Source organism: Mesorhizobium sp. M2E.F.Ca.ET.219.01.1.1, from assembly GCF_004016445.2.
GTDB lineage: Bacteria > Pseudomonadota > Alphaproteobacteria > Rhizobiales > Rhizobiaceae > Mesorhizobium.
Genome location: NZ_SADT02000004.1, coordinates 17,253 through 40,622 on the forward strand (window position 1 = coordinate 17,253; position 23,370 = coordinate 40,622).

At 63.5% G+C, this 23,370-nt stretch carries 15 protein-coding genes and 2 pseudogenes; 8 read left to right on the forward strand and 9 right to left on the reverse strand.

Going from position 1 to position 23,370, the window contains the following annotated elements; genetic code table 11:
• Positions 1–113 precede the first annotated feature (113 nt).
• The 3 genes from EN862_RS20130 (at position 114) to EN862_RS20140 (ending at position 3,274) form a co-directional block, all read left to right on the forward strand.
• A complete protein-coding gene (locus EN862_RS20130; RefSeq protein ID WP_127867662.1) occupies positions 114–1,691 on the forward strand; it encodes an HD domain-containing phosphohydrolase in 1,578 nt (525 codons plus the stop codon).
• 90 nt (positions 1,692–1,781) lie between these two features.
• The gene (locus EN862_RS20135) at positions 1,782–2,054 is read left to right on the forward strand and encodes a hypothetical protein (RefSeq protein ID WP_027024197.1); all 273 of its coding nucleotides are present in this window, start codon (positions 1,782–1,784) and stop codon (positions 2,052–2,054) included.
• Between the two features lie 86 nt (positions 2,055–2,140).
• Positions 2,141–3,274, forward strand: coding sequence for a substrate-binding protein (locus tag EN862_RS20140; RefSeq protein ID WP_127867663.1), 1,134 nt, complete (start codon positions 2,141–2,143; stop codon positions 3,272–3,274).
• Between the two features lie 194 nt (positions 3,275–3,468).
• Here the strand turns inward: EN862_RS20140 and EN862_RS20145 are convergent, their stop codons facing one another.
• The gene (locus EN862_RS20145) at positions 3,469–4,116 is read right to left on the reverse strand and encodes a class I SAM-dependent methyltransferase (protein WP_127867664.1); all 648 of its coding nucleotides are present in this window, start codon (positions 4,114–4,116) and stop codon (positions 3,469–3,471) included.
• 78 nt (positions 4,117–4,194) lie between these two features.
• A pseudogene (locus EN862_RS36265) lies at positions 4,195–4,374 on the reverse strand (hypothetical protein); the annotation flags it as partial.
• 260 nt (positions 4,375–4,634) lie between these two features.
• Here EN862_RS36265 and EN862_RS20150 point away from each other — a divergent pair.
• Both EN862_RS20150 and EN862_RS20155 read left to right on the forward strand, forming a co-directional pair.
• Entirely contained in the window at positions 4,635–10,331 is a 5,697-nt protein-coding gene (locus EN862_RS20150; protein ID WP_245519649.1) for a HAMP domain-containing protein, read from the forward strand.
• Positions 10,267–12,396 carry a response regulator gene (locus tag EN862_RS20155; protein ID WP_245519650.1) on the forward strand — a complete coding sequence of 710 codons (2,130 nt, stop codon included), beginning with the start codon at positions 10,267–10,269 and terminating at the stop codon, positions 12,394–12,396. The genes EN862_RS20150 and EN862_RS20155 overlap by 65 nt, the downstream gene beginning before the upstream one ends.
• A gap of 26 nt (positions 12,397–12,422) precedes the next feature.
• On the opposite strand, the pseudogene EN862_RS20160 reads toward EN862_RS20155, so the two are convergent.
• Both EN862_RS20160 and EN862_RS20165 read right to left on the reverse strand, forming a co-directional pair.
• Positions 12,423–12,611, reverse strand: a pseudogene (locus tag EN862_RS20160) (hypothetical protein); the annotation flags it as partial.
• 146 nt (positions 12,612–12,757) lie between these two features.
• Positions 12,758–13,507, reverse strand: a complete 750-nt coding sequence (locus EN862_RS20165; RefSeq protein ID WP_127867667.1) for a DUF899 family protein — start codon at positions 13,505–13,507, stop codon at positions 12,758–12,760.
• Between the two features lie 120 nt (positions 13,508–13,627).
• Here EN862_RS20165 and EN862_RS20170 point away from each other — a divergent pair, with 120 nt between their 5' ends.
• Positions 13,628–14,848 carry a helix-turn-helix domain-containing protein gene (locus EN862_RS20170; RefSeq protein ID WP_127867668.1) on the forward strand — a complete coding sequence of 407 codons (1,221 nt, stop codon included), beginning with the start codon at positions 13,628–13,630 and terminating at the stop codon, positions 14,846–14,848.
• Positions 14,849–14,879: 31 nt separating this feature from the next.
• Positions 14,880–15,530 (forward strand): DUF5074 domain-containing protein, encoded by a 651-nt coding sequence (locus EN862_RS20175; protein ID WP_127867669.1) that lies wholly within the window; start codon positions 14,880–14,882, stop codon positions 15,528–15,530.
• A gap of 116 nt (positions 15,531–15,646) precedes the next feature.
• Here the strand turns inward: EN862_RS20175 and EN862_RS20180 are convergent, their stop codons facing one another.
• The 3 genes from EN862_RS20180 to EN862_RS20190 form a co-directional block, all read right to left on the reverse strand.
• Positions 15,647–16,735 carry an acyltransferase family protein gene (locus EN862_RS20180; RefSeq protein ID WP_127867670.1) on the reverse strand — a complete coding sequence of 363 codons (1,089 nt, stop codon included), beginning with the start codon at positions 16,733–16,735 and terminating at the stop codon, positions 15,647–15,649.
• Between the two features lie 119 nt (positions 16,736–16,854).
• Positions 16,855–18,102 carry an MFS transporter gene (locus tag EN862_RS20185; RefSeq protein WP_245519651.1) on the reverse strand — a complete coding sequence of 416 codons (1,248 nt, stop codon included), beginning with the start codon at positions 18,100–18,102 and terminating at the stop codon, positions 16,855–16,857.
• Positions 18,099–18,830 (reverse strand): MBL fold metallo-hydrolase, encoded by a 732-nt coding sequence (locus EN862_RS20190; protein ID WP_127867672.1) that lies wholly within the window; start codon positions 18,828–18,830, stop codon positions 18,099–18,101. Before EN862_RS20190 ends, EN862_RS20185 begins: the two co-directional genes overlap by 4 nt.
• Before the next feature lie 113 nt (positions 18,831–18,943).
• Here EN862_RS20190 and EN862_RS20195 point away from each other — a divergent pair, with 113 nt between their 5' ends.
• The gene (locus tag EN862_RS20195; protein ID WP_127867673.1) at positions 18,944–19,609 is read left to right on the forward strand and encodes a metalloregulator ArsR/SmtB family transcription factor; all 666 of its coding nucleotides are present in this window, start codon (positions 18,944–18,946) and stop codon (positions 19,607–19,609) included.
• 345 nt (positions 19,610–19,954) lie between these two features.
• On the opposite strand, the gene EN862_RS20200 is transcribed toward EN862_RS20195, so the two are convergent.
• Positions 19,955–21,187, reverse strand: a complete 1,233-nt coding sequence (locus tag EN862_RS20200; protein WP_245519652.1) for a winged helix-turn-helix domain-containing protein — start codon at positions 21,185–21,187, stop codon at positions 19,955–19,957.
• A gap of 157 nt (positions 21,188–21,344) precedes the next feature.
• Positions 21,345–23,339, reverse strand: coding sequence for a BTAD domain-containing putative transcriptional regulator (locus tag EN862_RS20205; protein ID WP_127867674.1), 1,995 nt, complete (start codon positions 23,337–23,339; stop codon positions 21,345–21,347).
• Positions 23,340–23,370 lie beyond the last annotated feature (31 nt).

Genomic DNA, 23,370 nt, shown 5'->3' on the forward strand with positions numbered 1-23,370 from the left:
ACTATTGTGCGAGCCGGCGCGGAAGGCAATGCGGACGGTCTTCGTCAGGCTTTGCTTTTTCCTAGGTATCAGCGGTATGTGGGACTACGATAGGGCTCAATGGGGGGTGTGCGATGACGGACGTCTCGATACGCCGGGCGGACTTCATGATGGTCCTTGCCTATGCTTCGGACCTCGCCACCGGCCATTCGCGCGATTTCGCGCTGAAATCCTGCGTGCTGGCAATGCGGATCGCCGAGCTTGCCGGCGTTTCGGAGCAGGTTCGGCGCAATGCCTACCACCAGTCCATGCTGCGCTATGTCGGCTGCAACGCCGACACCGACCTTCTCTCGGGCCTCTTCGGCGACGAAATCGCGCTTCGCCAGGACCTTGTCGGTCTCGATATGGGCAACCGTGCGGAGCTGGGCAGGGTCTTCGTGCAGGCCTTCAAGCGGTTCTATTATGATCTCGAGCCTGACGCGCAGGCCAAGGCCATCGAGGCCGCGATGTCGCAAGCGCTCGCCGTGGCGCGTCCGGTTCTGACGGCCCATTGTGAGGTGGCGCAGCGGATCGGCGAACGGCTCGGTCTCTCCGACGAGATTCGGCGCAACCTCGGACAGATCTACGAACGCTGGGACGGCAAGGGCCTGCCGCGTGGCTTGAGCGGCGAGGATGTCCTGCCGGCCGTGCGCCTGATCACGCTGGCGCAGGACGCGATTGCGCTCAGCGATGCGGTCGGCATCGACGGCATGGCCGAGACCATCGCCGGTCGCGCCGACGGCCCGTACGAGGCCGATCTGGCCCGGCTCGTCTCCGCCAATGCGGCGACGCTGATGCGGGGTATCGGCGCCACGGTCGATCGCGAGACGATCCTGGCGCTGGAGCCCGATCCGCCGGTGACCCTGGACGAGGGGGCTTGCGACGAGGCGTTCCTCGCCATCGCCGACATGATCGACATGCGCATGCCGTTTACGCAGGGGCATTCGCGGATGGTGTCGGAGTTGGCCGCGGGCGCTGGGAAGCGCATCGGCTTGCCTGATCCTGATGTCCGCGCGCTGCGCTGGTCAGGCTGCATCCATGACATCGGCGAACTCGTGGTGCCGGTGGCGACTTGGATGCGCAACGGCCCGCTATCGGTGCGCGAGCGCGACGCCGCGCATCTGCATGCCTATTACGGCGAGCGGGCGCTGGCTTCCTTCGGCCAAGATGGTGATGCGATGGGCGCGCTCGTGCTGCGTCATCACGAACGCCTGGATGGTTCGGGATATCACCGCAAGGTTGGCGGCTCCGACCTGTCTCCGGCAGCCAGGATCCTGGCCGCCGCCGAGGCATTCCAGACGTCGCGCGAGGAGCGTCCGCATCGCAAGGCGCTGTCCAGCGAGGCTGCGGCCGCACAGCTGCGCGCGGCTGTTCGTGACGGCTGTATCTGCCCGGAGGCTGCCGAGGCCGTGCTGTCGTTCGCCGGGCAGCAGTCGCGCCGGGCCTTGCCGCAGGCATTGGCCGGCCTGACGCCGCGCGAAATCGAGGTGCTGCGCCTCATCGCCGCCGGCCTGACCGCGAAGGAGACGGCTCGCAAACTCGATATCTCGCCCAAGACCGCCGACCACCATATCCAGAGCGTTTACTCCAAGATCGGCGTTGGAACCCGCGCCGCCGCCGCGCTCTATGCGGTCGAGCACGGCCTTGTCCGGCCAGGCGAAATGCCGGCATAGGGAATCCACCCCATGTGCGCCCGCTGCGGGGAGCGCATCGTGATCCTGTCGACGGACCAATGGCGGCCGCGACCGACAGGAGGAAATCCGATGCTTCTTGCAACGACCAAGGTGGCGGACGTCGACCACTTCATCCGTATCTTTTCAACCAAGGGCGCCGACAAGCGCCGGCTGCACGGCTCGAACGGCGCGACCGTGTTCCGCGACCCGAGCGAACCCGACCGCGTCTGGGCGATCTTCGACTGGGACGCCGAGGGCTGGAAGAATTTCGTGTCGGATCCGGAGGTGCCGGCGATCCTTCAGGAAGCCGGCCATGTCGGCAAGCCGCAGGCGGCGCTGCTGCTCGGCCACTACGAGGCCTGACATCAACGCCGCGCGTCGCCTGCCGTCGGCGGGGGCGGCGCGCTCGACAAAATCCAGAACACGAAACCCGCAATCGGAGATTTCAAATGGATCCGAAACCCATCAAGATCGGCCTCATCGCCGAGCTGACAGGCCCATTGTCTTTCATGGGCATCGCAAACGCGAACCTTACCGCAATGCTCGTTGACGATATCAACGCCAAAGGCGGGCTGCTCGGCCGGCCGGTGGAACTCGTCATCGAGGATGGAGAAACGATCGACAGCGTCGCCAAGGCAAAGGCAGCGAAACTGGTCGATGTCGACAAGGTCGATGTGGTTGTCGGCGGCATCTACAGTTCGACCCGGCTGGCCATCAAGAGCGAGGCGGTCACCCGTGGCAGGACGCTCTACATCTATACCGAGCAGTATGAGGGACAGGAAAACGATCCGCTGATCTTCTGCACAGGTCCCGTGCCCGCGCAGCAGGTCGAGCCTCTGATCCCGTGGCTTATGCAGTCCACCGGAGCCAGGAAATTCTATTTGCCGTCGGCCGATTACATCTGGCCCCATTTGCTGAACAAAGCCGCGAGCCGGGCGGTGCGCGCCAATGGCGGCGAGATCGTCGGCGAGGAGTATTTTCCGCTGGACACCGTCGATTTCCGGCGCACGGTGCAGCAGATCATGGCGAGCGGCGCCGACGTGGTTTTCAACACCATCGTGCCGCCGGGCCTGACGCCGTTTCTCGAAGAACTGCACAAGGCCGGTTTCGGCAAACGCGGCGGCAGGATCGTCTGCACTTACTTCGACGAGAACTTCTTCAATCTGGTGCCGTCCGAGCAGATCGAGGGCCTCTACAGCTGCCTCGACTACTACCAGGAACTCGACGAACCGTTCGGCCGCGCGCTCTTGCGCCGTTACAGCGAACGGTTCCCTGGAGGCGCCACCTTGACGGCGGGCAGCGGGTGCACCGGCCACTACCGGGCAATCAAGATGTGGGAAGCAGCGGTTAAGGAAGCGGGCAGTGTCGAGCGCGATACGGTTATCCGGGCACTTGACCACGTCCGGATCAGCGAAGGCTCTGGCGGTCCGGCCGAGATGGTTCCCGGACAGCACCATGTTCGCATGAACATGTACATTGCTGAGGCGCAGAGCGGTCGATTCCGGGTCGTGAAGAATTTGGGTCCGATCGATCCCAACGAGAGCATGCTTACCGATGGGTTCCGTCTAAGCAACGTGGGGTAACCAGCGACCGTCGACCGTTTTTCTCCGAATTGGCGGGGGCAGCTGAACGGCGCCCCGTCCTGCCATCCATCCTGGCCAGCAACAATGCACCCGACATGCACATCATGTCATGGCCGCCGAAGCGGCCGTAACCAACGCCATCACCCGCCAAGGTCGGTGTCGCTGCGAGGCGGACCAGTCGGCTAACCGCCGTTCTACAGTTTTCGAAAGAAGCCTGACAAGATATTCGGGCCGGCTTCTCCGGGCCGCAGCCTGATCCCGTCCTCGAATCCGTTCAGGGTCACGCAGTCGAAGCCGTTATGCGCGAGCAGCGCCACCAGCGACTCTCGGTCGAAATGGTGCAGGTGCTCGTTGGGTAGGCGCATGCGCCAGGTCCTGAACCAGGCGTCGCCATCGGCGCCGAGCTCACGCCAGCGGCAATAAGGGACGGCGACGGCGAGGTGCCGGGTCTTCAGGCGGGCGAGGAAGCTCAGATCCGGGATGTGTTCGAGCACGTCGAACATGGCGACGAGATCCCACGAGCCGGCGAGCGCCTCGTCCCAATCGACAAAGCGGACACCCTGGGGCAGCGGAAACTCGGCGATGTCGCAGCCGGCGCAATCGGCAACGCCGGTGATCTTCGCGGCTTCGATGAATGTGCCGGTGCCGTATCCGATTTCGAGCACCGAGCGCGGAATGTCGCCGGTGATGCCAAGCACCCAGCCAAGCCGCTGATAGCCGAGCTTGATGGTCCGGTCGCTCAGGTCCTCGTAGTAGGAAATGTATTTCTTGTCGTATTTGATCGGCGTGAAGTCGATCTGGTGGATCACGCCGAATTCGTCCGCCTCATAGTTGTCCAGCATTCAGACGCCGCCTCCGCATGCCGAATTCTCTACATGGCAGAGCTAAACGCAACGTAACGGGAACGCTGAGCGCTTGCGTCAAATCCCGTTGGTGCGCCTGGCCACCAGCCGCAGCCATGGCGCCAGATGGAAGCCGGCCATCAACAGATACATTGGCGTCATGCCGCCGAGCACCGAGGCGCCCGACATGCACATCATGTCGTGGCCGTCATAGACGGCCGTCAGCAGCGCCATCATGGCTGGCGCGGAAGGCAATGCGGTGGGTTATTCCGTGGTAAAGTGAGGGTGTCGCCCTGGCCGACGTCAGCTTGGCGCGCAATGGCCCCCACCGGGCGGCGGTCTCCCTTTCGGATTGAGGGGATGGCGCCCGACTGTTCGCCATGCACCCACAAAGATCCGCCGCCCGTTACAATGGAACCGAACCACGGGTCGCGCGTTCTGCCTCTCGCGGGAATTTGGCCGCGAGGGGCATTTTCATTCACGACCGTCGTTGTCAGCCGGGGCTGTGAGGGGGCGCTGTGAGTACGCTGAGATCCAAGTCGCAATTGGACCGCCGCCAGATTTTGAACGCGCTCAAGGCCTTCCGGCGCGGTGATTTCTCTGTCCGCATCGACAATGTCTATGAAGGCCTCGACTCAGATATCGCAGACACCTTCAACCAGATCGTGGAGATTAACGATCAGGTCACGCGCGAGTTCGATCGGCTGAGCCGGGTGGTCGGCAAGGACGGGCGGATCGGCGAGCGCGGCCACGTACGCAATGCCACGGGCAGCTGGGAAACAAGCGTCCGCTCCGTCAATGATCTGATCGAGGACATGGTCCAACCGACCACGGAGGTGGCTCGTGTCATCGGTGCAGTTGCCAAGGGCGACCTGTCGCAAACGATGATGGTGGAGATCGACGGCAGGCCTCTGCGAGGCGAGTTCCTCCGTATCGGCAAGGTCGTCAACACGATGGTCGGACAGTTGGGGTCCTTTGCTTCGGAGGTGACGCGCGTCGCCCGCGAAGTGGGCACCGAAGGCAAGCTCGGCGGCCAGGCGCGGGTGAAGGGCGTGGCCGGCACCTGGAAAGACCTGACCGACAACGTCAATGCCATGGCGACCAATCTCACCGGGCAAGTCCGCAACATCGCCGAAGTCACCACGGCCGTCGCCTCAGGCGACCTGTCGAAGAAAATCACCGTCGATGTGAAAGGCGAGATCCTGGAGCTCAAGAACACCATCAACACGATGGTGGACCAGCTAAATTCATTCGCCTCGGAAGTGACGCGCGTGGCGCGCGAGGTCGGCACCGAAGGCAAGCTCGGTGGTCAGGCGCGCGTCGAAGGCGTCGGGGGCACCTGGAAAGACCTAACCGACAACGTCAATTCGATGGCCGAGAACCTTACGGGCCAGGTCCGCAACATCGCCGAGGTGACAACGGCCGTCGCGCTCGGCGACCTTTCGAAGAAGATCACCGTCGATGTGAAGGGCGAGATACTCGAACTGAAGAACACCATCAACACGATGGTGGACCAGCTCAACTCGTTCGCCTCCGAGGTGACCCGCGTGGCGCGCGAGGTCGGTTCCGAGGGCAAGCTGGGAGGCCAGGCTCAAGTGCGTGGTGTCGCGGGCACCTGGAAGGATCTGACGGACAATGTGAACTCGATGGCCGAGAACCTGACCGGGCAGGTTCGCAATATCGCCGAAGTGACGACGGCGGTCGCGTCTGGCGATCTGTCGAAGAAGATCACCGTGGCCGTCCAGGGCGAAATCCTGGAGCTAAAGGACACCATCAACACGATGGTGGACCAGCTCAATTCCTTTGCGTCGGAGGTAACGCGCGTTGCCCGCGAAGTCGGCACCGAGGGCAAGCTTGGCGGCCAGGCCGATGTGAAGGGCGTCGGCGGCACCTGGAAGGACCTGACGGACAGCGTCAACCTGATGGCGGCAAACCTCACCGGCCAGGTGCGCAATATCGCCGAGGTAACCACGGCCGTCGCGCGCGGTGATCTGTCGAAGAAGATCACGGTCGACGTCAAGGGCGAAATCCTGGAACTGAAGGACACCGTCAACACGATGGTGGATCAGCTCAACTCTTTCGCCTCGGAGGTGACGCGCGTGGCCCGCGAGGTCGGCTCGGAAGGCAAGCTCGGCGGTCAGGCCCATGTCGAAGGCGTCGGCGGCACCTGGAAGGATTTGACCGACAACGTGAACGCAATGGCCGGCAATCTCACGGTGCAGCTGCGTGACGTCTCCAAGGTCGCGACGGCAATCGCGACCGGCGACCTTACCCAGAAGATCACGGTCGATGCTCTGGGCGAGATTCTGCAGATCAAGGACGTCATCAACACGATGGTCGACCAGCTCAACTCGTTTGCCTCGGAAGTGACGCGCGTCGCGCGCGAGGTAGGTTCGGACGGCAAGCTGGGCGGGCAGGCGCAGGTGCGCGGTGTGGCGGGCACGTGGAAGGACTTGACCGACAATGTCAATGCCATGGCCGCGAATTTGACGGGCCAGGTCCGCAATATCGCCGAGGTGACGACCGCTGTCGCGCTCGGTGATCTTTCCAAGAAGATCACGGTCGACGTCAAAGGCGAGATCCTGGAGCTGAAATCCACCATCAATACCATGGTCGACCAGCTCAACTCCTTCGCCGGCGAGGTGACGCGTGTCGCCCGAGAGGTCGGCACCGAGGGCAAATTGGGCGGCCAGGCCCAGGTGCGCGGCGTCGCGGGCACTTGGAAAGACCTCACCGACAACGTCAACTCGATGGCGGAGAACCTAACCGGTCAGGTGCGCAACATCGCCGAAGTGACCACCGCCGTCGCACGCGGCGATCTGTCGAAAAAGATCACCGTGGACGTCAAGGGCGAGATTCTGGAGCTGAAGTCGACGATCAACACCATGGTCGATCAGCTGAACTCCTTTGCCGGGGAGGTGACGCGCGTGGCGCGCGAGGTGGGCACCGAAGGCAAGCTTGGCGGCCAGGCCCGCGTCGAGGGCGTTGCCGGCACCTGGAAAGATCTGACCGACAATGTCAACCTGATGGCCACCAACCTTACCAATCAGGTGCGCGGCATCGCGGATGTCGTGACCGCGGTGGCGCAAGGAAATTTGCGCCGCAAGCTCACGGTCGACGCCAAGGGCGAGATCGCTTCGCTGGCCGATACCATAAACGGCATGATCGAGACCCTCGCCACCTTTGCCGACCAGGTGACCAACGTCGCGCGCGAGGTCGGCATCGAAGGCAAGCTCGGCGGCCAGGCTCGCGTGCCGGGCGCGGCAGGGCTCTGGCGCGACCTGACCGACAATGTCAATCAGCTGGCAGCCAACCTCACCACCCAGGTGCGGGCCATCGCGGAAGTCTCGACCGCGGTGACGAAGGGTGATCTTACGCGCTCCATCAGCGTCCAGGCCTCAGGCGAGGTGGCGGCGCTCAAGGACAACATCAACGAGATGATCCGCAACCTCAAGGATCAGACGCTGAAGAATGCGGAACAGGACTGGCTGAAGACAAATCTGGCGCGGTTCTCGCGCATGCTGCAGGGCGAGCGCGATCTGGCGACGGTGTCGCGTCTGATTATGTCGGAGCTGGCACCGCTGGTGAATGCGCAATACGGCGTGTTCTATGTGACCAACCGGGAAGAAGACGAGTCCTATCTCGAGCTCGCGGCGTCCTACGGCGCAGAAAGCAAGTCGGCGATGAAACAGCGCCTTGATTGGCGCGAGGGCCTAGTCGGCCAAAGCGCCGCCGACAAGCGCGCGATCGTCCTCGACAATGTGCCGCCGAACTTCCTGCGCATCACATCGGGCCTCGGCAACGCCACGCCGGCCAACGTCATCATCCTGCCCGCGCTCTTCGAAGACGAAGTCAAGGCGGTGATCGAACTTGCCTCCTTCAGCGAATTCCGCGACACGCACCAGTCGTTCCTCAACCAGCTGATGGAATCTGTTGGCATCGTGCTCAACACGATAGCGGCGACGATGCGCACCGAAGGGCTGCTGAAACAGTCGCAATTGCTGACTTCGGAATTACAGGCGCGCCAGGCGGAACTGACCAAGAAGCAGGAAGAGCTGCACGCCACCAACGAGGAACTGCAGGAAAAGGCTCAGTTGCTCGAAAACGAAAAGAAGCAGGTGGAGAACAAGAATCTCGAAATCGAAATGGCTCGGCGGGCTCTTGAGGAGAAAGCCGAACAGCTCGCCCTGACCTCCAAATACAAATCCGAATTTTTGGCCAATATGAGCCACGAGCTCCGCACGCCGTTGAACTCGCTGCTCATTCTCTCGAATCTCCTGGCCAGCAACCAACAGGGAAATCTCAACGACAAGCAGGTCGAGTTTGCCCGGACCATCAATTCGGCGGGGACCGACCTGCTCAGCCTTATCAACGACATTCTCGATCTATCGAAGATCGAGTCCGGCACCGTCTCCGTCGAGATCAACGATATGCCCTTGGCGCATCTGCGCCAGCACATGGAGCGCACTTTCCGCCAGTTGGCCGCCGACAAGGGATTGGGCTTCACAATAGAGCTTGACCCGGGACTTCCGGAGACGGTGCGCACCGACGAAAAGCGGCTGCAGCAAATCGTCCTCAACCTGTTGTCGAACGCATTCAAATTCACGTCGAGCGGTAAGGTCAGCCTCACACTCAGGCCGGAGAAGACCGCGCGGCGGAACGGCGCTCAGGCGCCGAAGGCGCTCGCTATCGCGGTCACCGATACCGGCATCGGCATTCCCGAGGACAAGCAGAAGCTGATCTTCGAAGCTTTCCAGCAGGCCGATGGTACCACCAGCCGCAAATACGGTGGCACAGGGCTCGGCCTGTCGATCAGTCGTGAAATCGCCCGGCTGCTCGGAGGCGAGCTGAGGGTGGAAAGCACGCCAGGCAGGGGCTCGACATTCACGCTCGTTATCCCCGTCGAAGGTCCGAGAGCCGTTCCGCAGCCCGGGATTGCCGAACAGGAGGTGTTGGCTCCCGCGGCCGGTGTTTCCGTTCCGGAACTCATCGATGATCGCGATGTCCTCTCGCCCGAAGACAGGGTAGTGCTGATTGTTGAGGACGATCCTACCTTTGCGGGACTGTTGCTGGGTATGGCGCGTTCGGCGGGCCTCAAAGGCGTGTTGTCCACCGCGGGCTCCGGGACGGTGGCGCTGGCGAGGAAGCTGGTTCCGGATGCAATCACGCTGGACCTCGGCCTTTCGGACATAGATGGCTGGGTGCTGTTCGATCTTCTGCGGCACGACCGCAAGACCGCGGGCACCCCGATACATGTCATCTCGGGTGCGGAAGATACGGCTGGCCTGTTGCGCAGTGGCGCCGCCAGCGTCTCGACCAAGCCGGTATCGTCGGACGACCTTATGAAGGTATTCGAGGACATTCGTTCGAGCAAGTTGCGCCTCCAGCGCAATGTCCTGATCGTGGATGCCGATCCCGAGCGGCGGCTTTCCCTGGTCGAAGCGACCCGCGACGGCGTCACTTCCGTAACGCCTGTCGGTAGGATCGCCGCAAACGGTCGGGGAATAGACTTCGACATCTATGACGCGATCGTGCTGGGCTTTGGCAGGTCGGGCAAGGACAACGCGAAGATGATTGAGGAGATCGCGGCGTCGCTTGAGAGCCTGTCAGCCAAGCTCGTGTTCTTCGCACCACATCCGGAGGCCCTGGAGCAACTGATCGGGCTCAAACCGCAGTTGGCGGATGTTGCCCGTGCCGAGAATCTTGACCAGTTGGCGCTGCTGATGTCTGCGACCGTGCCGCGGGACGGTCACACCAATGGGGCTGCGCCCTCCCAACGACCGGATAAGACCGATCTTGCCGGCGCCAAAGTCCTCATCGTGGACGACGACATCCGCAACATCTATTCGCTGACCAGCGTGCTCGAAACATATGGTATTCAGGTTTTGCATGCCGAGCGGGGTCGCGACGGCATCGCGTTGCTTCAGCAAAATCCAGACATGGACGTCGCCCTCATCGACATCATGATGCCTGAGATGGACGGCTATGAGACGATGCGGCAGATACGCGGCACGCCCCCAATCGCGCATGTCCCCCTGATCTCGGTGACTGCCAAGGCGATGAAGGGCGATCGGCAGAAGTGCCTTGATGCGGGTGCTTCGGATTACATAGCCAAGCCTGTGGATCTTGACCTTCTGCTGGCGCTGCTTCGTGTCTGGATCGGGCGATCGAGACAGCACGCACAGCCGGCAGAGAAGCTCGTGGCGGCCATGTGATGGGTTGCCAATGCAAAGCATAGTGAACATCAAAACCGAGCAGCGCGCAGCCTTGTCAGAGGTGGCGCAAGGCGCGCGCATCCTCGCCGTTGATGATGACGATCGCAATCTCCTGGCGATCAGCGAAGTCTTGGCAGGAGTGGGCGAGGTTGTCTGCGTTCAGTCGGGCGAGGAGGCGTTGCGGTTTCTTCTGAAGGAAGAGTTCGCCGTTATCCTTCTGGACGTGCTGATGCCGGGATTGGACGGATACGAGACGGCCTCATTGATCCGCCAAAGAGAGCAGTCGAGACGCACCCCGATCATCTTCCTGAGCGCGATCAACAAGGAAGAAGCGCATATGCTGCGCGGCTACGATGCCGGTGCGGTCGATTTCGTCTTCAAGCCCTTCGATTCCGTTATGCTGCGTTCGAAGGTGGCCGTCTTCGTCGAATTGCACGAGAAGACCCTGGAAATCCAGCGTAAGGCGATCGTGGAGCAGACGCTGCTGGAGCAGGCGCTGGAGTCGCAAAAGTCGAGGCTCGAGGCGGAGCGAGCGCTGCGTGCCGCGGAGCAGCGGCAGGAAGCCATACTGCAATCGATCCCGGTTTGCTTTCATGCCCGGTCACTAGACCCGCCTTTTGACGCCCGCTTCGTCACCAGCGGGATCGAGCGGTTGACAGGATTTTCTCCCGAGCGGCTGACGTCCGAGCCCGGCTTCGGCCTGAGCCGTGTGCATCCGGACGACTTGTCCGATGTCGAAGCCGCTCTTCGCGGCGCAAAAGCGGCCGGTTCCTACAGCTGCGAGTTCCGCTGGCAGTGCGCGGACGGCAAATACCGAAGCTTCCTCGACCAGGGCGTCATCTCCCATAATCCAGTGGACAACACGGACGAGATTGTCGGCACGCTGCTCGACATCACCGAGCGGCGCGAGCTCGAAGACAGGTTGCTCAAGGCGCAGCGTCTTGACGCGATCGGCAAGCTTACCGGCGGACTAGCCCATGACTTCAACAATCTGCTTGCGACGATCCTCAGCGGGCTCGGCCTGCTCGAGCGCAGCACCGCGCTCGATGAGCAGGCGAAGAAAGTGCTCGACCTAACAAGGCGCTCGGCCAAGCAGGGCGCCGACCTCGTTAATCGCATGCTCGCCTTCTCCCGGCGTCAACATCTGAAGCCCGAACCTTTGCAACTGGCAGCACTCGTCGAGCCGCTGAACGGGCTCGTCGCGCCAGTGCTTGGAGGTCTGGTTCGTTTCGAATGGAACATAGACGACTCGGTCTGGCCTGTGCTGGTAGACGGAAGCCAGCTCGAACTTGCCCTGATGAACCTCGTTTTCAACGCGCGCGACGCAATGCCCACAGGCGGTTCGATCACGATCCGCGCTGAAAATCGGACGATCGACGGTCGTTCCGACGAACTGGGCGCTGGCGACTATGTCGTCATCTCGGTCATCGATACCGGTTCGGGCATTCCGGCCGATCTCGTGGCGAAGGTCATAGAGCCCTTTTTCACGACGAAACCCGTCGGCAAGGGCACCGGCCTTGGCTTGAGCACCGTCTACGGGTTTGCAAAGCAGTCAGGCGGCACACTTCGGATCGAGAGCGTTGTAGGGCGAGGCACTGCGATGCAGCTGTGGCTGCCGCGATCGTTGAAGCGGCCGGCCCGATCGATCGAGCAGGGACAGGTCAGTCGGCCTCGCGTTGAAGGCAACGGCGCCCGGCCGTCCATACTGTTGGTCGACGACAGCGATGCGCTGCGCGAGTTGACGGCTGCGTCATTGAGGCAAAGCGGTTTCGAGGTGACATGCGCCGCCGGCGGTGCCGAGGCACTGGCCAGGATCGAGAAGGCTCCGCGGGATTTCGACGTGATCGTCACTGATTTCGCCATGCCGCTCGTGTCGGGTTTGGACGTGATCCGATTTGCGCGCAACCTGAAGGCAGAATGGCCCGCGGTCATCATTACCGGCTATACCGACACCAAGGTGATCGGCGATCTGCCGGCCGATGTTCCTTTGCTCGCGAAACCTTTCAAGGACCAGGAGCTTGTCGAGTCCATCCTGCAGGCCAAACACAAGCGTGGCCGGACCTGAAATCGAATCCGGCGATCTCGTCAGTCTCACCCGCGCCTGGCCACCAGCCGCAGCCATGGCGCCAGATGGAAGCCGGCCATCAACAGATACATTGGCGTCATGCCGCCGAGCACCGAGGCGCCCGACATGCACATCATGTCGTGGGCGTCATAGACGGCCGTCAGCAGCGCCATCATGGCGAAGGTTGGCGCCGCGGCGAGGCACAGCCAGTCGGCGAGGCCGAAGCCGCTCAGGCCGGTCGGGCGAGGGGAGTCAATGCTCATGATAGCCACCTTCTGAGGGCAGGTTTTCAAGCTCATAGGAATAGGGCGAAGTGATCGGCTCCGGCGGCGCGGTTCGCGCCGCCGGAGTCGCTTCACGTTCAGGCGCTCTTGTTGCGGAACGCCGCTTCGCCGGCATCCGAGACCTCGACCCATCTCTGGTCGGGGGCGGCGCCCGCTTCGTAATTGTCGTGCCAGTTCCACCACTTGTAGGTCTGGGTCTGCGGGTAGCCCTCGGGCGAATCCTCCCACACCTCCTGTCGGCCGAGCGGCGTGACGTCGAGATAGCTCCAGACAGTGCCGAAGGCCTCGTCGCCGCGGTTGTTGACGAAATAGGTGCGGAAGATGCGCTTGCCGTCATGGATGAAGACGTTGTGGCCGTGCCATTGATCGACGCCGAAATCCTTATCCCAGCTGTCGGTGATGGTGTACCAGGGCATTTTCCAGTCCATCTGTTGCTTCAACCGCTGGATGTCGGCCTGCGGTGCCCGCGAGGCATAGGCGAGCGTGGTGTCGCGGGCGTTGAGGTGGGCGAGGTTGCCGACCTGGTCGGCGCCGAGCGAGCAGCCGCGGCAGGCATGTTCGGGCCAGCCATAGACGCCCGGTTCGAAGAAGGCGCGGTAGACGATCAACTGGCGGCGTCCTTCGAAGAGGTCGAGCAGGCTCGCCTTGCCGTTCGGGCCTTCGAACACATAGTCCGTCTTGACTTCCATCCACGGCATGCGGCGGCGTTCGGCGGCCAAAGCATCGCGGGCGCGAGTGAGGGTCTTTTCCTTCACCAGCATCTCTTCATACGCGCCTACCCATGCTTCCTGCGAAACGACCGGCGGTGTCTTCATGTGTTGGGTCATTGCTCTTGTCCCGTTCTTGGGTTTGGTTGGGGGTGACAGGGACAGACATAGGCCGCATGGTTCGATGGTGAGAGTTACAAGTGTGACGCGATTTGCTCCGGCGCACCCTGAGACGGCGGCATGGACTCGCTGATCAACGCCGCTGGGCGCGCTCTTGCCGCGGGCGATCCGCTCGGCGCCTTGAAGCGCGTCGCCCTGCGCGACGACGCGCCGGCGCTGGCGCTGCGTGGCATCGCGATGGCGCAGCTCGGCGATTTCGCCAAGGCCAAGGCGTTGCTGAAGGACGCCGCCCGCGCCTTCAGTTCGAGGGAGATCGTCGCCCGTGCGCGCTGCGTCGTCGCCGAGGCCGAGATCGCGCTGGTCTCGCGCGATCTTGGCTGGCCGGAGAAGGCCTTGCGATCCGCCCGCGCCACGCTTGCCGCTCATGGCGACCGGCTGAACGCCGCCTATGCCGGCAGCCTCGAGGCGCGCCGCCTCATCCTGATCGGCCGGCTCGACGAGGCCGAGCGCCTGCTTTCCGATTTCGATCCGGCGCCGCTGCCGCCGGTCGCGCGTGTCGCGCATGAACTGGCCGCGGCCGGCATCGCGGTCCGGCGCCTGAGGACAAAGGCGGCGCGCTCGGCCTTCGGCCGGGCATCGCTGGCCGCTTACGAAGCTAACATCCCGGCCTTGAAGGCGGAGGTTGAAGCGGCGTCCCTGGTTATGAATACGCCGGTCGGCCGGCTGATCGCGCGAGGCACAGAGAAAGAGCTGCTGCTTGACGAGGTCGAAGCGTTGCTGACCTCGGGTGCGCTCGTCGTCGATGCTTCGCGCAACGCCGTCCGGCTGGCCGACGCGGTCGTTTCGCTGGCGACAAGGCCGGTGCTGTTCGCGCTGGCGCGCACGCTTGCCGAAGCCTGGCCGGCGGATGCCTCACGCGAGGCGCTGCTGAGGCGCGCCTTCCGGGCAAGACACGCCGATGAATCGCATCGCGCGCGGCTGAGGGTCGAGATGGGGCGGCTGCGTGCCGAGCTGTCCGCCCTCGCGGAAATCAACGCCACGACAGCCGGATTCACGCTCACGCCGTTCGACGCTACTGAAGTCGTCGTGCTGGCGCCGCCTGTCGAGGAAGAGCACGGCGCGGTGCTCGCCTTCCTGACCGATGGCGAGGCTTGGTCGAGCTCGGCCCTGGCGATCGCGCTTGGCGCCAGCGCGCGCACCGTGCAGCGGGCGCTGGAAGAGCTGTCGACGCAGGACAAGGTGCAGGCGGTCGGCCGCGGCCGGGCGCGCCGTTGGATGATGCCGCCGGTGACTGGATTCCCGACTGTCTTGTTACTCCCGGGTCCGCTGCCGACCGACTAGTCTGCCGCCATTATTGGAATGGAGATCGAAAATGAAACGAGCCGCTGCCGAGATCCTGCGCGAATACGGACCGTTCCCCGGCATCGACCGCGTCAACGGCGTGACCTATGACGGCAAACATGTCTGGTTCGCCAGCGGCGACAAGCTGAACGCGCTCGATCCCGACAGCGGCAAGATCGTGCGTTCGATCGATGTCGCCTCGCATGCCGGGACTGCCTTCGACGGCGAGTATCTCTACCAGATCGCCGAGGATCGCATCCACAAGGTCGACCCGAAGATCGGCAAGGTCGTTGCAACCATTCCTGCCCCCGGCAACGGGGGTGATTCAGGGATGGCCTGGGCCGAGGGCTCGCTCTGGGTCGGCGAATACCGGGCGCATAAGATCCATCAGATCGATCCTGAAACGGGCAAGGTGATCCGCACGATCGAATCGAAGCGCGTCGTCACCGGCGTCACCTGGGTCGACGGCGAGCTCTGGCATGCCACTTGGGAGGGTGAGGAGGGCGACCTGGTGCGCGTCGATCCCGACACGGGCGACGTGCTGCAGGAACTGGCGATGCCCTCCGGCGTGTCAGGCCTGGAATCCGATGGCGGCGGCTGCTTCTTCTGTGGTGGCGGCAGCAGTGGCAAGATCAAGGCCGCAAAACGTCCGGGACATAAAGCAATTCCAGGAAAAGTGTGAGCGGTTTTCCGTCCGGAATTGCGTAAAAACGAGGAGATAGAGCGGTTCGCCGTTTCCGCGAAACGGTGAAACGCTGGAGCGCGGCAAGTAACGGACTTGCGGAAAGGGCGGCGCGGTCAGGCCGCTTCGCGCGCCGGTCGCGGCATGGGCTTGCTGGGTGCCTTCGCGGCGTTCGGCTGGTCGACATGCGCCCAGGCCGGCCGCTCGAACAGGAAGGTGCCGAAGCCGATGCGCTTGACGATGAAATAGAGCACCACCGGGCTGACGACCGAGACGAGCAGCACGGCAAGGCTCAGCATCCCGGTGTCGGTCAGGAGGCCGCTCGCCAGCATGACACCGCGGAATATCGACATCGGGATGGTGAAGGCGACATAGACGACCAGCGAATGCTCGCCGAGCCAGCGCAGCCATTCCATCGAGGCGAACTTCGACAGGAAGCCACCGGCGACGCAGAGCGCCACCGCACCGGCCACGGCAAGCGTAAGATGCAGCGGCGGCCATGCCGCCAGGCCCATCTGCATGCCTACCGGCTGCATGGCATAGCCCGGCGAATAGACGAGCAGCCCGTTGACCAGCGCCCAGACGAGCAGGCCGGCCACGGCGAGCGCCGGACGAGCTTGCGTCCATGCCACCAGCCGGAAGATCAGCGGCGCGAGCACGAAGCCGAGATAGAAGAACACGAAATAGGCCGCGAACTGCTCGAGCGCGTAGCTGTCCGGCTTCGGCGCCCACATCTGCAGCGCGGCGGCGATCGGGAAGACGATCCAGTGCGGCACTCTGAATTCGCGCAGCAGGCGGATGACGATCCCGAAGACCGCCAGCATGTAGATGAACCACAGCACGCCATAAGGCTGGACGACGGCCATTGCGAGGTCGTGCAGCATGCCGGCGGGGTCGCGGCTGAAGAGGCCGATCTTCAGCCCGATCGAGATGAGTGCCCACAGCACGTAGAAATAGAGATAGTGGATGACGCGGCGGTCGACATAACGCCGCCACGGCCGGTCGATCACCTGCGACAGGAACAGGCCCGAGATCAGGAAGAATTCCGGCATCCGGAAGGGCGTCGCGAAGCCGATGACATAGTGCAGAAAGCCGACGCCGCCGGTGTATTCACCGGTGTTGTATGCCGAATACATCATCACCACCAGGATGATGGAAAGGCCTTTTGCCGTGTCCACCCACGGCATGCGGTTGGGGCTGCTCATGCGCGATCTCGAGGAAAATTCAACTGCCGCGATTGTAGCGGACCGGCGAATGCCTCGCAGCAACAAGCTTACGATATCGTAAACGGAAACCTTGTTTGGAGCCTGCGTTAACCATCACCTTACGGAGACTGGACGGCGGCACGCGTCTCGCGCATCGCTAGCGCGACGACTACGCCCGACAGGAACGTCAGCGCCGCGATGGCACCGATCGCCGCGGCGAAGCCGAAGAAGTCGGCGATGAGACCCGCCGACAGCGCACCGATCGCATAGCCGAGGTCGCGCCAGAAGCGGTAGACGCTGAGCGAGCGCGCCCGCCAGGAGGGATGAGAGGCGTCCGAAACCGCCGCGATCAGGCTTGGATAGACCATCGCCGTGCCGAGGCCGAGCAGCAGGCTCGCCAGCAGCCACCAGCCAAAATCGCGCGTCAGGGCGGTCAAGAGAAGTCCCGCCGCCTGCACCCACATGCCGGCGACGATCAGGCCCTTGCGGCCCCAGCGGTCGCTCAGCGGCCCGGTCGCGACCTGCAGGATGCCCCACACCGCCGGATAGACTGCCTTGAGGATGCCGATGCGCTCGACGCCCAGCCCATTGGCCACGAAAAAGAGCGGGAACAGCCCCCAGCTCATGCCGTCGTTCAGATTGTTCACCAGGCCGGCTTGCGAAGCGGCGAACAGATTGCGGTCTCCGAACGAGGTCAGCATGAAGATCTCGCGGAAGCTGAGCGGTGAAGCCTGTTTTGGGTGGTTGGCCAGTTCCAGCCGCACATGCTCGCGCGTGTCGCGCACCAGCAGGATGGATAGCGTCGCACCCAGGATCGCATAGCCGACCCCGAGATAAATCGGCACCGGCCGCAGCCCGTAGCGGCCGGCGAGATAGCCGGTGAGGAAGGCGGTGACGCCGACGGCGAGGTAGCCGGCGAACTCGTTGAGGCCGACGGCAAGCCCGCGCGATTTCGGCCCGACCAGATCGACCTTCATGATCACCGTCATCGACCAGGCGAGACCCTGGTTGATGCCGAGCAGCGCATTGGCAGCGACGATCCAGCTCCAACTCGGGGCCCAGATGATGATGAACGGCACCGGCAGGCCGAACAGCCAGCCGAGGATCAGCACGCGCTTGCGGCCCCATGTGTCGGCAAGCTGGCCGGAGACGAGGTTGGCGCAGGCCTTGACCACGCCGAAGCTGACGATGAAGGAGGTGACGAGCGTGGTGGACGCGACGCCGAATTCCTCCGCACCGATCAGCGGCACGACGGTCCGTTCGATGCCGACCATGCCGCCGACGAAGGCGTTGATCAGCACCAGCAGCGCGAACTGCTTCCAGTTGGCCTTGAGGCCGAGCGCGACGGCGGGCGCCGCTGCGCTCAAGATGTCGCTCCGGCGTTGAGCGCCCGGGTCCGGGCGGCCTCCGGCGGCGGGGGAGGGATGTCGGCGGTCATGGCGGCGATGAACTCACCCTCGTCCTCGATGCGGAACGCCTTGTTGAAACGCCGCTCGAAGCCGATCGTCGATGTAGGCTTGCCGCTCAGCGAGCGGCCGCAGACCGAGCCGGAATAGGCGCCGGGCAGCACTTCGATATGGTCGGGCAGTTCCTTCAGCCGGCGCACGCTGGCAAAAAGCGCGCGCGCTCCATCCTCGGCACTGGAAGCAAGCTCGGTGCGGCCGAGATCGCCGACCATCAGCGTGTGCCCGGTGAGCACGAACCAGGGTTCGGCCGACCGTGTCCGGTCGGTGACGAGAAGGCTCAGATGCTCCGGCGTGTGACCCGGCGTGTGTATCACCGTCGCCGTGACATTGCCGAGCCCGAGCACCTCGCCGTCCTTGACGCGCCGGAACGGGAAGTCCGCCTCCGCGCCCTCGAACAACATGTATTCGGCGCCGGTCGCCTCGGCGAGCGCGCGTCCCGCCGAAATGTGGTCGGCATGAATATGCGTGTCGACAACATAGAGGATGCGCATACCGGTCGCGCGCGCCGCCTCGACATAGGGCGCGATGTCGCCGACCGGATCGACGACCGCCGCGGACGCCTTGCCGCCGCAGCCGAACAGATAGGAAGCGGCGACCGGATCGGTGTGCAGGAACTGCCTGAGAATCATCGCTTTCTCCTCCGAGCGAGCAACTGAGCGGCGGGCAAGCCGCTTCGCTTGACAGCAGGTCGAAATCGTCATTCAATCGTTCTGGTGAATGACGATGCGTCTCAGAAAGGCCGATGTCAATCCGCAATCCGAAGCAGGCGCTCTACGAACAGTTCGCGATCGTCGCCAAGGCGCTCGGGCATCCGTTGCGCCTGGAGATGATCGAGCATCTGGCGCAAGGCGCGCGCAGCGTCGACGCGCTCGCCGCGAAGCTCGGCCAGCCGGTCGCCAACATCTCGCAGCATCTCCAGTCGCTGCGCCGTGCCGGCATCGTTTTGGCCGAGCGCGACGGCAAGTTCGTGCATTATTCGCTGGCCGATGACAGCGTGCTTTCCGCCTTCGCTTCGGTGCGCGGCGTTGCCGAACGCCGGCTTGCCGAGGTCGATCGCATCGTTCGCGGCTATTTCGATGCGCGCGACGACATGCGGCCGGTCACGCGCGACGAGCTTCAGGCGCTGATGCGCGACGGGCTGGTGACGCTGATCGACGTGCGCCCGGCGGACGAGTTCGCGCTCGGCCATGTGCCCGGCGCGATCAACGTTCCGCTCGGCGAAATCAAGGCGTGGTCGGCCGGCACCGATGCCAGCAGGGAAGTCATCGCCTACTGCCGCGGCCCGTGGTGCGTGATGTCCTTCGAGGCTGTCGCGGCGCTGCGCTCGCTCGGGCATTCCGCGCGTCGACTCGAGGACGGCATGCCGGAATGGAAAGCCGCCGGCCTGCCGGTGGAAGTGGCCGCCTGACTACGGGCTGTGATGCCGAGCGCCAGCAGCGAAAACTGCTTCCAGTTGGCCTTGAGGCCGAGCGCGACGGCGGTGGCGTTCACGCCGAAAAGCCGGCCTTTCTGAAGCCTGACGCGAAAAGCTCAAGAGCGCCTTGATCGGCGAACGGGAGACCTGAAATCAGTCGAACAGTCACGTCGTGTTTCCTTGACTGCGTTTCCTCGACTTCAGCACGCGCCTTCTCCATCTCGCCCAAATGTGCGTATGACGCTGCGAGGAATGCGTGAACGAAGAAGTGGTCGCCGGCCTTCTGGTACGATCCGACGGCTTCCGAGTACCTTCCAAGCAGGAAAAGGGAGCTGCCCTTCACCTCCCAAAACCATATCGGAGGTAACGGGTCGCGCAGTAGGGCACTTTCGAGCACGTTGAGCGCCGTCTCGGCCCGTCCGCCGTTGCGTAATCCCCTGCGATGTTGACGTCTAGCGGGTTCAGCGCGCGTGCTCGCTCGAAATGCATTCCCGCATCGCTATGCTGGCGCATGTGAGTTAGCACCAGCCCCATGCTTTGGTGGCAGACGCCATCGCTCCTGTCGAGAGCGAGCGCCGTTCGCGCTGAATCCCAGGCCTTTTGCAGCGTCCGCGGATCATTGTCGTACCAGAACCTGCCGACAAGGGCCTGGGCGAGGAAGGCGTGGCCCTGAGCGAAGGTCGAATCGAGCTCGACACACCGAACGAACAGCGGCTCGGACTTGTCCAGTTCATATTGGTGGAAGTGCGCGCGCCCCTGCAGGTAGTAATCGTAGGCACCCCAATCGGCTGGAGGCTTGCGTCTGGTGCGGCTCGTCGAATCGGCCTCGGCCTGGCCTTCGACAATCGAGGCGATAAGAGCGGCAATCTCGTCTTGTAAAGCAAAGATGTCGTCGGCGGCCCGGTCGTACCGTTGGGCCCACAGGTGGGTGCCGGTGGCCGCGTCGATCAATTGTGTAGTGATCCGAATGCGGTCGCCGAGCTTTCTTACACTGCCTTCGACGAGGTAGCGAACTCCAAGTTTGCGATGGACTTCACCATTGTCCACTGTCGGATGGCGAAACTGAAAAGATGAATTACGCGCGATGACAAGGAGAGAGCGAAACCTGGCCAACTCCGTAATTATGTCCTCGGTTATGCCATCGCTGAGATACTGCTGGTCCTGATCGCCGCTCAAATTGGTAAAAGGCAGCACTGCGATCGATGGCTTGCCGGACCGCAGTATCGGTTTGCTGGATGCGCTCGCCACCGGCTCGACAGTTCCGGTGAAGCGATAGCCGACGCGCGGCACCGTGGCTATCCACTCACCGCCGTTGTCGGCGGGACCAAGAGCTTTTCTTAGTATCGCAATTTGGACGGTAAGGTTGCCCTCCTCAACGGCGGCGCCCGGCCAGGCAGCGTCCATCAGTTCGGCTTTGGTCAGGATATCACCGGGCCGTGCCGTAAGCGCGGCGAGCAGCATCAGCCCACGATGCCCAACGGCGATCGGGATCTCCTCTTTTAGGAGCGCCCCGATGTCGGGATCGAACACGAACGGACCGAAAGCGACGCGAGTCCCCTGCATGTTGGGCATACTAAGCGTTTCGAAAGTTTTCGGAAAAGGGTTCAAGTACTTCGATGCCTCAGCCCACGGGTTGTCCGGCGATGGCTACGCTCGCTCGGGCATTCCGCGCGCCGACTCGAGGACGGTATGCCGGAAGGGAAAGCCGCCGGCCTGCCAGTGGAAGTGATCAGCGCTCGGGCAATCCTGCCAATTTCAAGGCTTCGACCACCTGGTCCGCCCATTCCGGTGTGCTACGAAGAATAGGTAGAGATCGGTATCGTTCGATCGTGAAGTCCGGCTGGGCAGTAAGCAGTTTTTGCGCAGCCCAGCGTGCGGCCTCCAGGTCGCCGCTCATCGCCGACCATGCGGCGAGGTACCGATAGGACATGATGATGTCGGGATGGGCGGCGATGACCTCACGGGCAATCGCGACAGCCTGGGGAAGGGACCCTGTCTTGGCCATGGCGGTGGCCATTCCCAGTCTCATGCTGAATGCGAACGGATCCCTCGGACTGAGCGCCATCGCCTGCCGGAAGTGCTCCGGCGCGCGGGCAGCCTCGCCCGTGTAGGTCGCGATCCAGCCCTGCCGCGCCCAGGCCCACGCATTGTTCGGATCGAGCGCGAGCGCGCTTTCGATGAAGGTGGCGGCGCGCTCCTGGTCGCCGCACATGCTCAATGCCGAACCGGCGGCGGCCAAAGCGGTCGGATCATCGCCGATCGAGCTCGCGGCTTCCACCGCCGCGCGCGCCTTTTCCAACTCGTTTTCCGGGTGCTCGACCCACAGATACGAGGCGTTCGAGGCGTGGCACCACGCCAGGAGCGCATGCGCGCGGCCATAGGCCGGGTCGATGGCGATCGCCTTCTTGAGCAGCTCTATTGCCTGTTCGTTGGTGTCCTTGCGGCGGCCCCAAATGTTCGGATAGGCGCGCATGACGAGGTCATAGGCTCGCAGGTTGGTCGGCGGCTTGCGCCTGGCCAGCTCGATCTCGGCGCCGCGGATGGCCGGATGGATGGCGCCGGCCACTTGCGCCGCGATCCTGTCCTGGAATTCGAAAACGTCCTCGATCGCGCCCTCGTAGCGCTCGGACCATAATTGTGCCCGCGTCTCGGTATCGACCAGTTGCACGGAAATGCGCAGCCGGTCACCGCCCCGCCGTACCGTGCCTTCGACGACGTAATTCACGCCGAGTTCCTTGCCGATCTGACGCACGTCGACGAAGCGTCCCTTGTAGGTGAAGGCGGACTGGCGCGCGATGACGAAGAAGTCGCGCACGCGCGAAAGCGCGGCCGTTATCTCCTCGACGACGCCGTCGGCAAAATACTCGTCGTCCGCCCCGCCAAGATTGTCGAAGGGCATCACCGCCACCGACGGCTGGTCATGTGGCCTCGCGGGGATGGAGGCAGGCTCGGCCGGCTGGACGGTGTCGTGCGTCGACGTAGTCTGGCGATCTCCGCCCCGCATTTGCAGCGACGCCATGAGTGACAGCGTCTGCGCCTCGGGTTCCACGCCCAGATGCTTCTTCAGCAGCGCGCGGCAGGCCTCGAACTGGCGCAGCGCCGCATTTTCGTGGCCCCTGGCGGTGTGGATCCGCATCAGCGCCCGATGCGCCGCCTCCGCGGTCGGATCCGAGGCGAGCAGTCTTTCCGCCAGCCGTTCGCAGGCTGCTTCATCCGCGGTCCCGGCTTCAGCCAGCGCGAGGCTCAGGCGCTCCACCAACTGCAGCGCCTTCTGCCGGTATCTGACCTGATACGGGATGAACCATTCATCCAGACCGTCGGGAATGACTTCACCGGCAAGCACATCGCCGCCGTAGAGGTCGGCGGCAAAGGCGAGTTCCGCTGTCCCGCCTTCAGCGAGCTTGCGCTCGAAGAGCCAGATATCGGTCTCGTCCGGACCGGCCGTCAGCGCGACCGTTTCCTGGTCGCCCTCGATAGAAATGGCCGCGTTGCCGGCTGCGGGAAACCACCGCCTGATGTCTGCAAGGGCCTGGCGCAAGCTGTTTCGCGACTGCGCATCGCCTCGTCCCGACCAAAATCCTTCGCAAAGCCGTTCGCGATGGTGGCCGCGGCGACCCGCCAGAACCAGGGCGGCAAAAAGCAGCGCGGACTTGCGCGTTGCGAAGCGGACAGGCTGACCCTCTGCGGAAGTCACTTCGAGACCGCCAAGCAACCGGATGCGCACGCCGCCCCTCCGAATTTCGAACGCGGCGACA

Bases quoted from the DNA above. Each gene is read 5' to 3' on its own strand.
- EN862_RS20165 (WP_127867667.1), bottom strand. From the start codon at position 13,507: ATGACCCAACACATGAAGACACCGCCGGTCGTTTCGCAGGAAGCATGG.
- EN862_RS20130 (WP_127867662.1), top strand. From the start codon at position 114: ATGACGGACGTCTCGATACGCCGGGCGGACTTCATGATGGTCCTTGCC.
- EN862_RS20200 (WP_245519652.1), bottom strand. From the start codon at position 21,187: ATGCCCAACATGCAGGGGACTCGCGTCGCTTTCGGTCCGTTCGTGTTC.
- EN862_RS20195 (WP_127867673.1), top strand. From the start codon at position 18,944: ATGTCAATCCGCAATCCGAAGCAGGCGCTCTACGAACAGTTCGCGATC.
- EN862_RS20190 (WP_127867672.1), bottom strand. From the start codon at position 18,830: ATGATTCTCAGGCAGTTCCTGCACACCGATCCGGTCGCCGCTTCCTAT.
- EN862_RS20135 (WP_027024197.1), top strand. From the start codon at position 1,782: ATGCTTCTTGCAACGACCAAGGTGGCGGACGTCGACCACTTCATCCGT.
- EN862_RS20175 (WP_127867669.1), top strand. From the start codon at position 14,880: ATGAAACGAGCCGCTGCCGAGATCCTGCGCGAATACGGACCGTTCCCC.
- EN862_RS20140 (WP_127867663.1), top strand. From the start codon at position 2,141: ATGGATCCGAAACCCATCAAGATCGGCCTCATCGCCGAGCTGACAGGC.
- EN862_RS20145 (WP_127867664.1), bottom strand. From the start codon at position 4,116: ATGCTGGACAACTATGAGGCGGACGAATTCGGCGTGATCCACCAGATC.
- EN862_RS20180 (WP_127867670.1), bottom strand. From the start codon at position 16,735: ATGAGCAGCCCCAACCGCATGCCGTGGGTGGACACGGCAAAAGGCCTT.
- EN862_RS20170 (WP_127867668.1), top strand. From the start codon at position 13,628: ATGGACTCGCTGATCAACGCCGCTGGGCGCGCTCTTGCCGCGGGCGAT.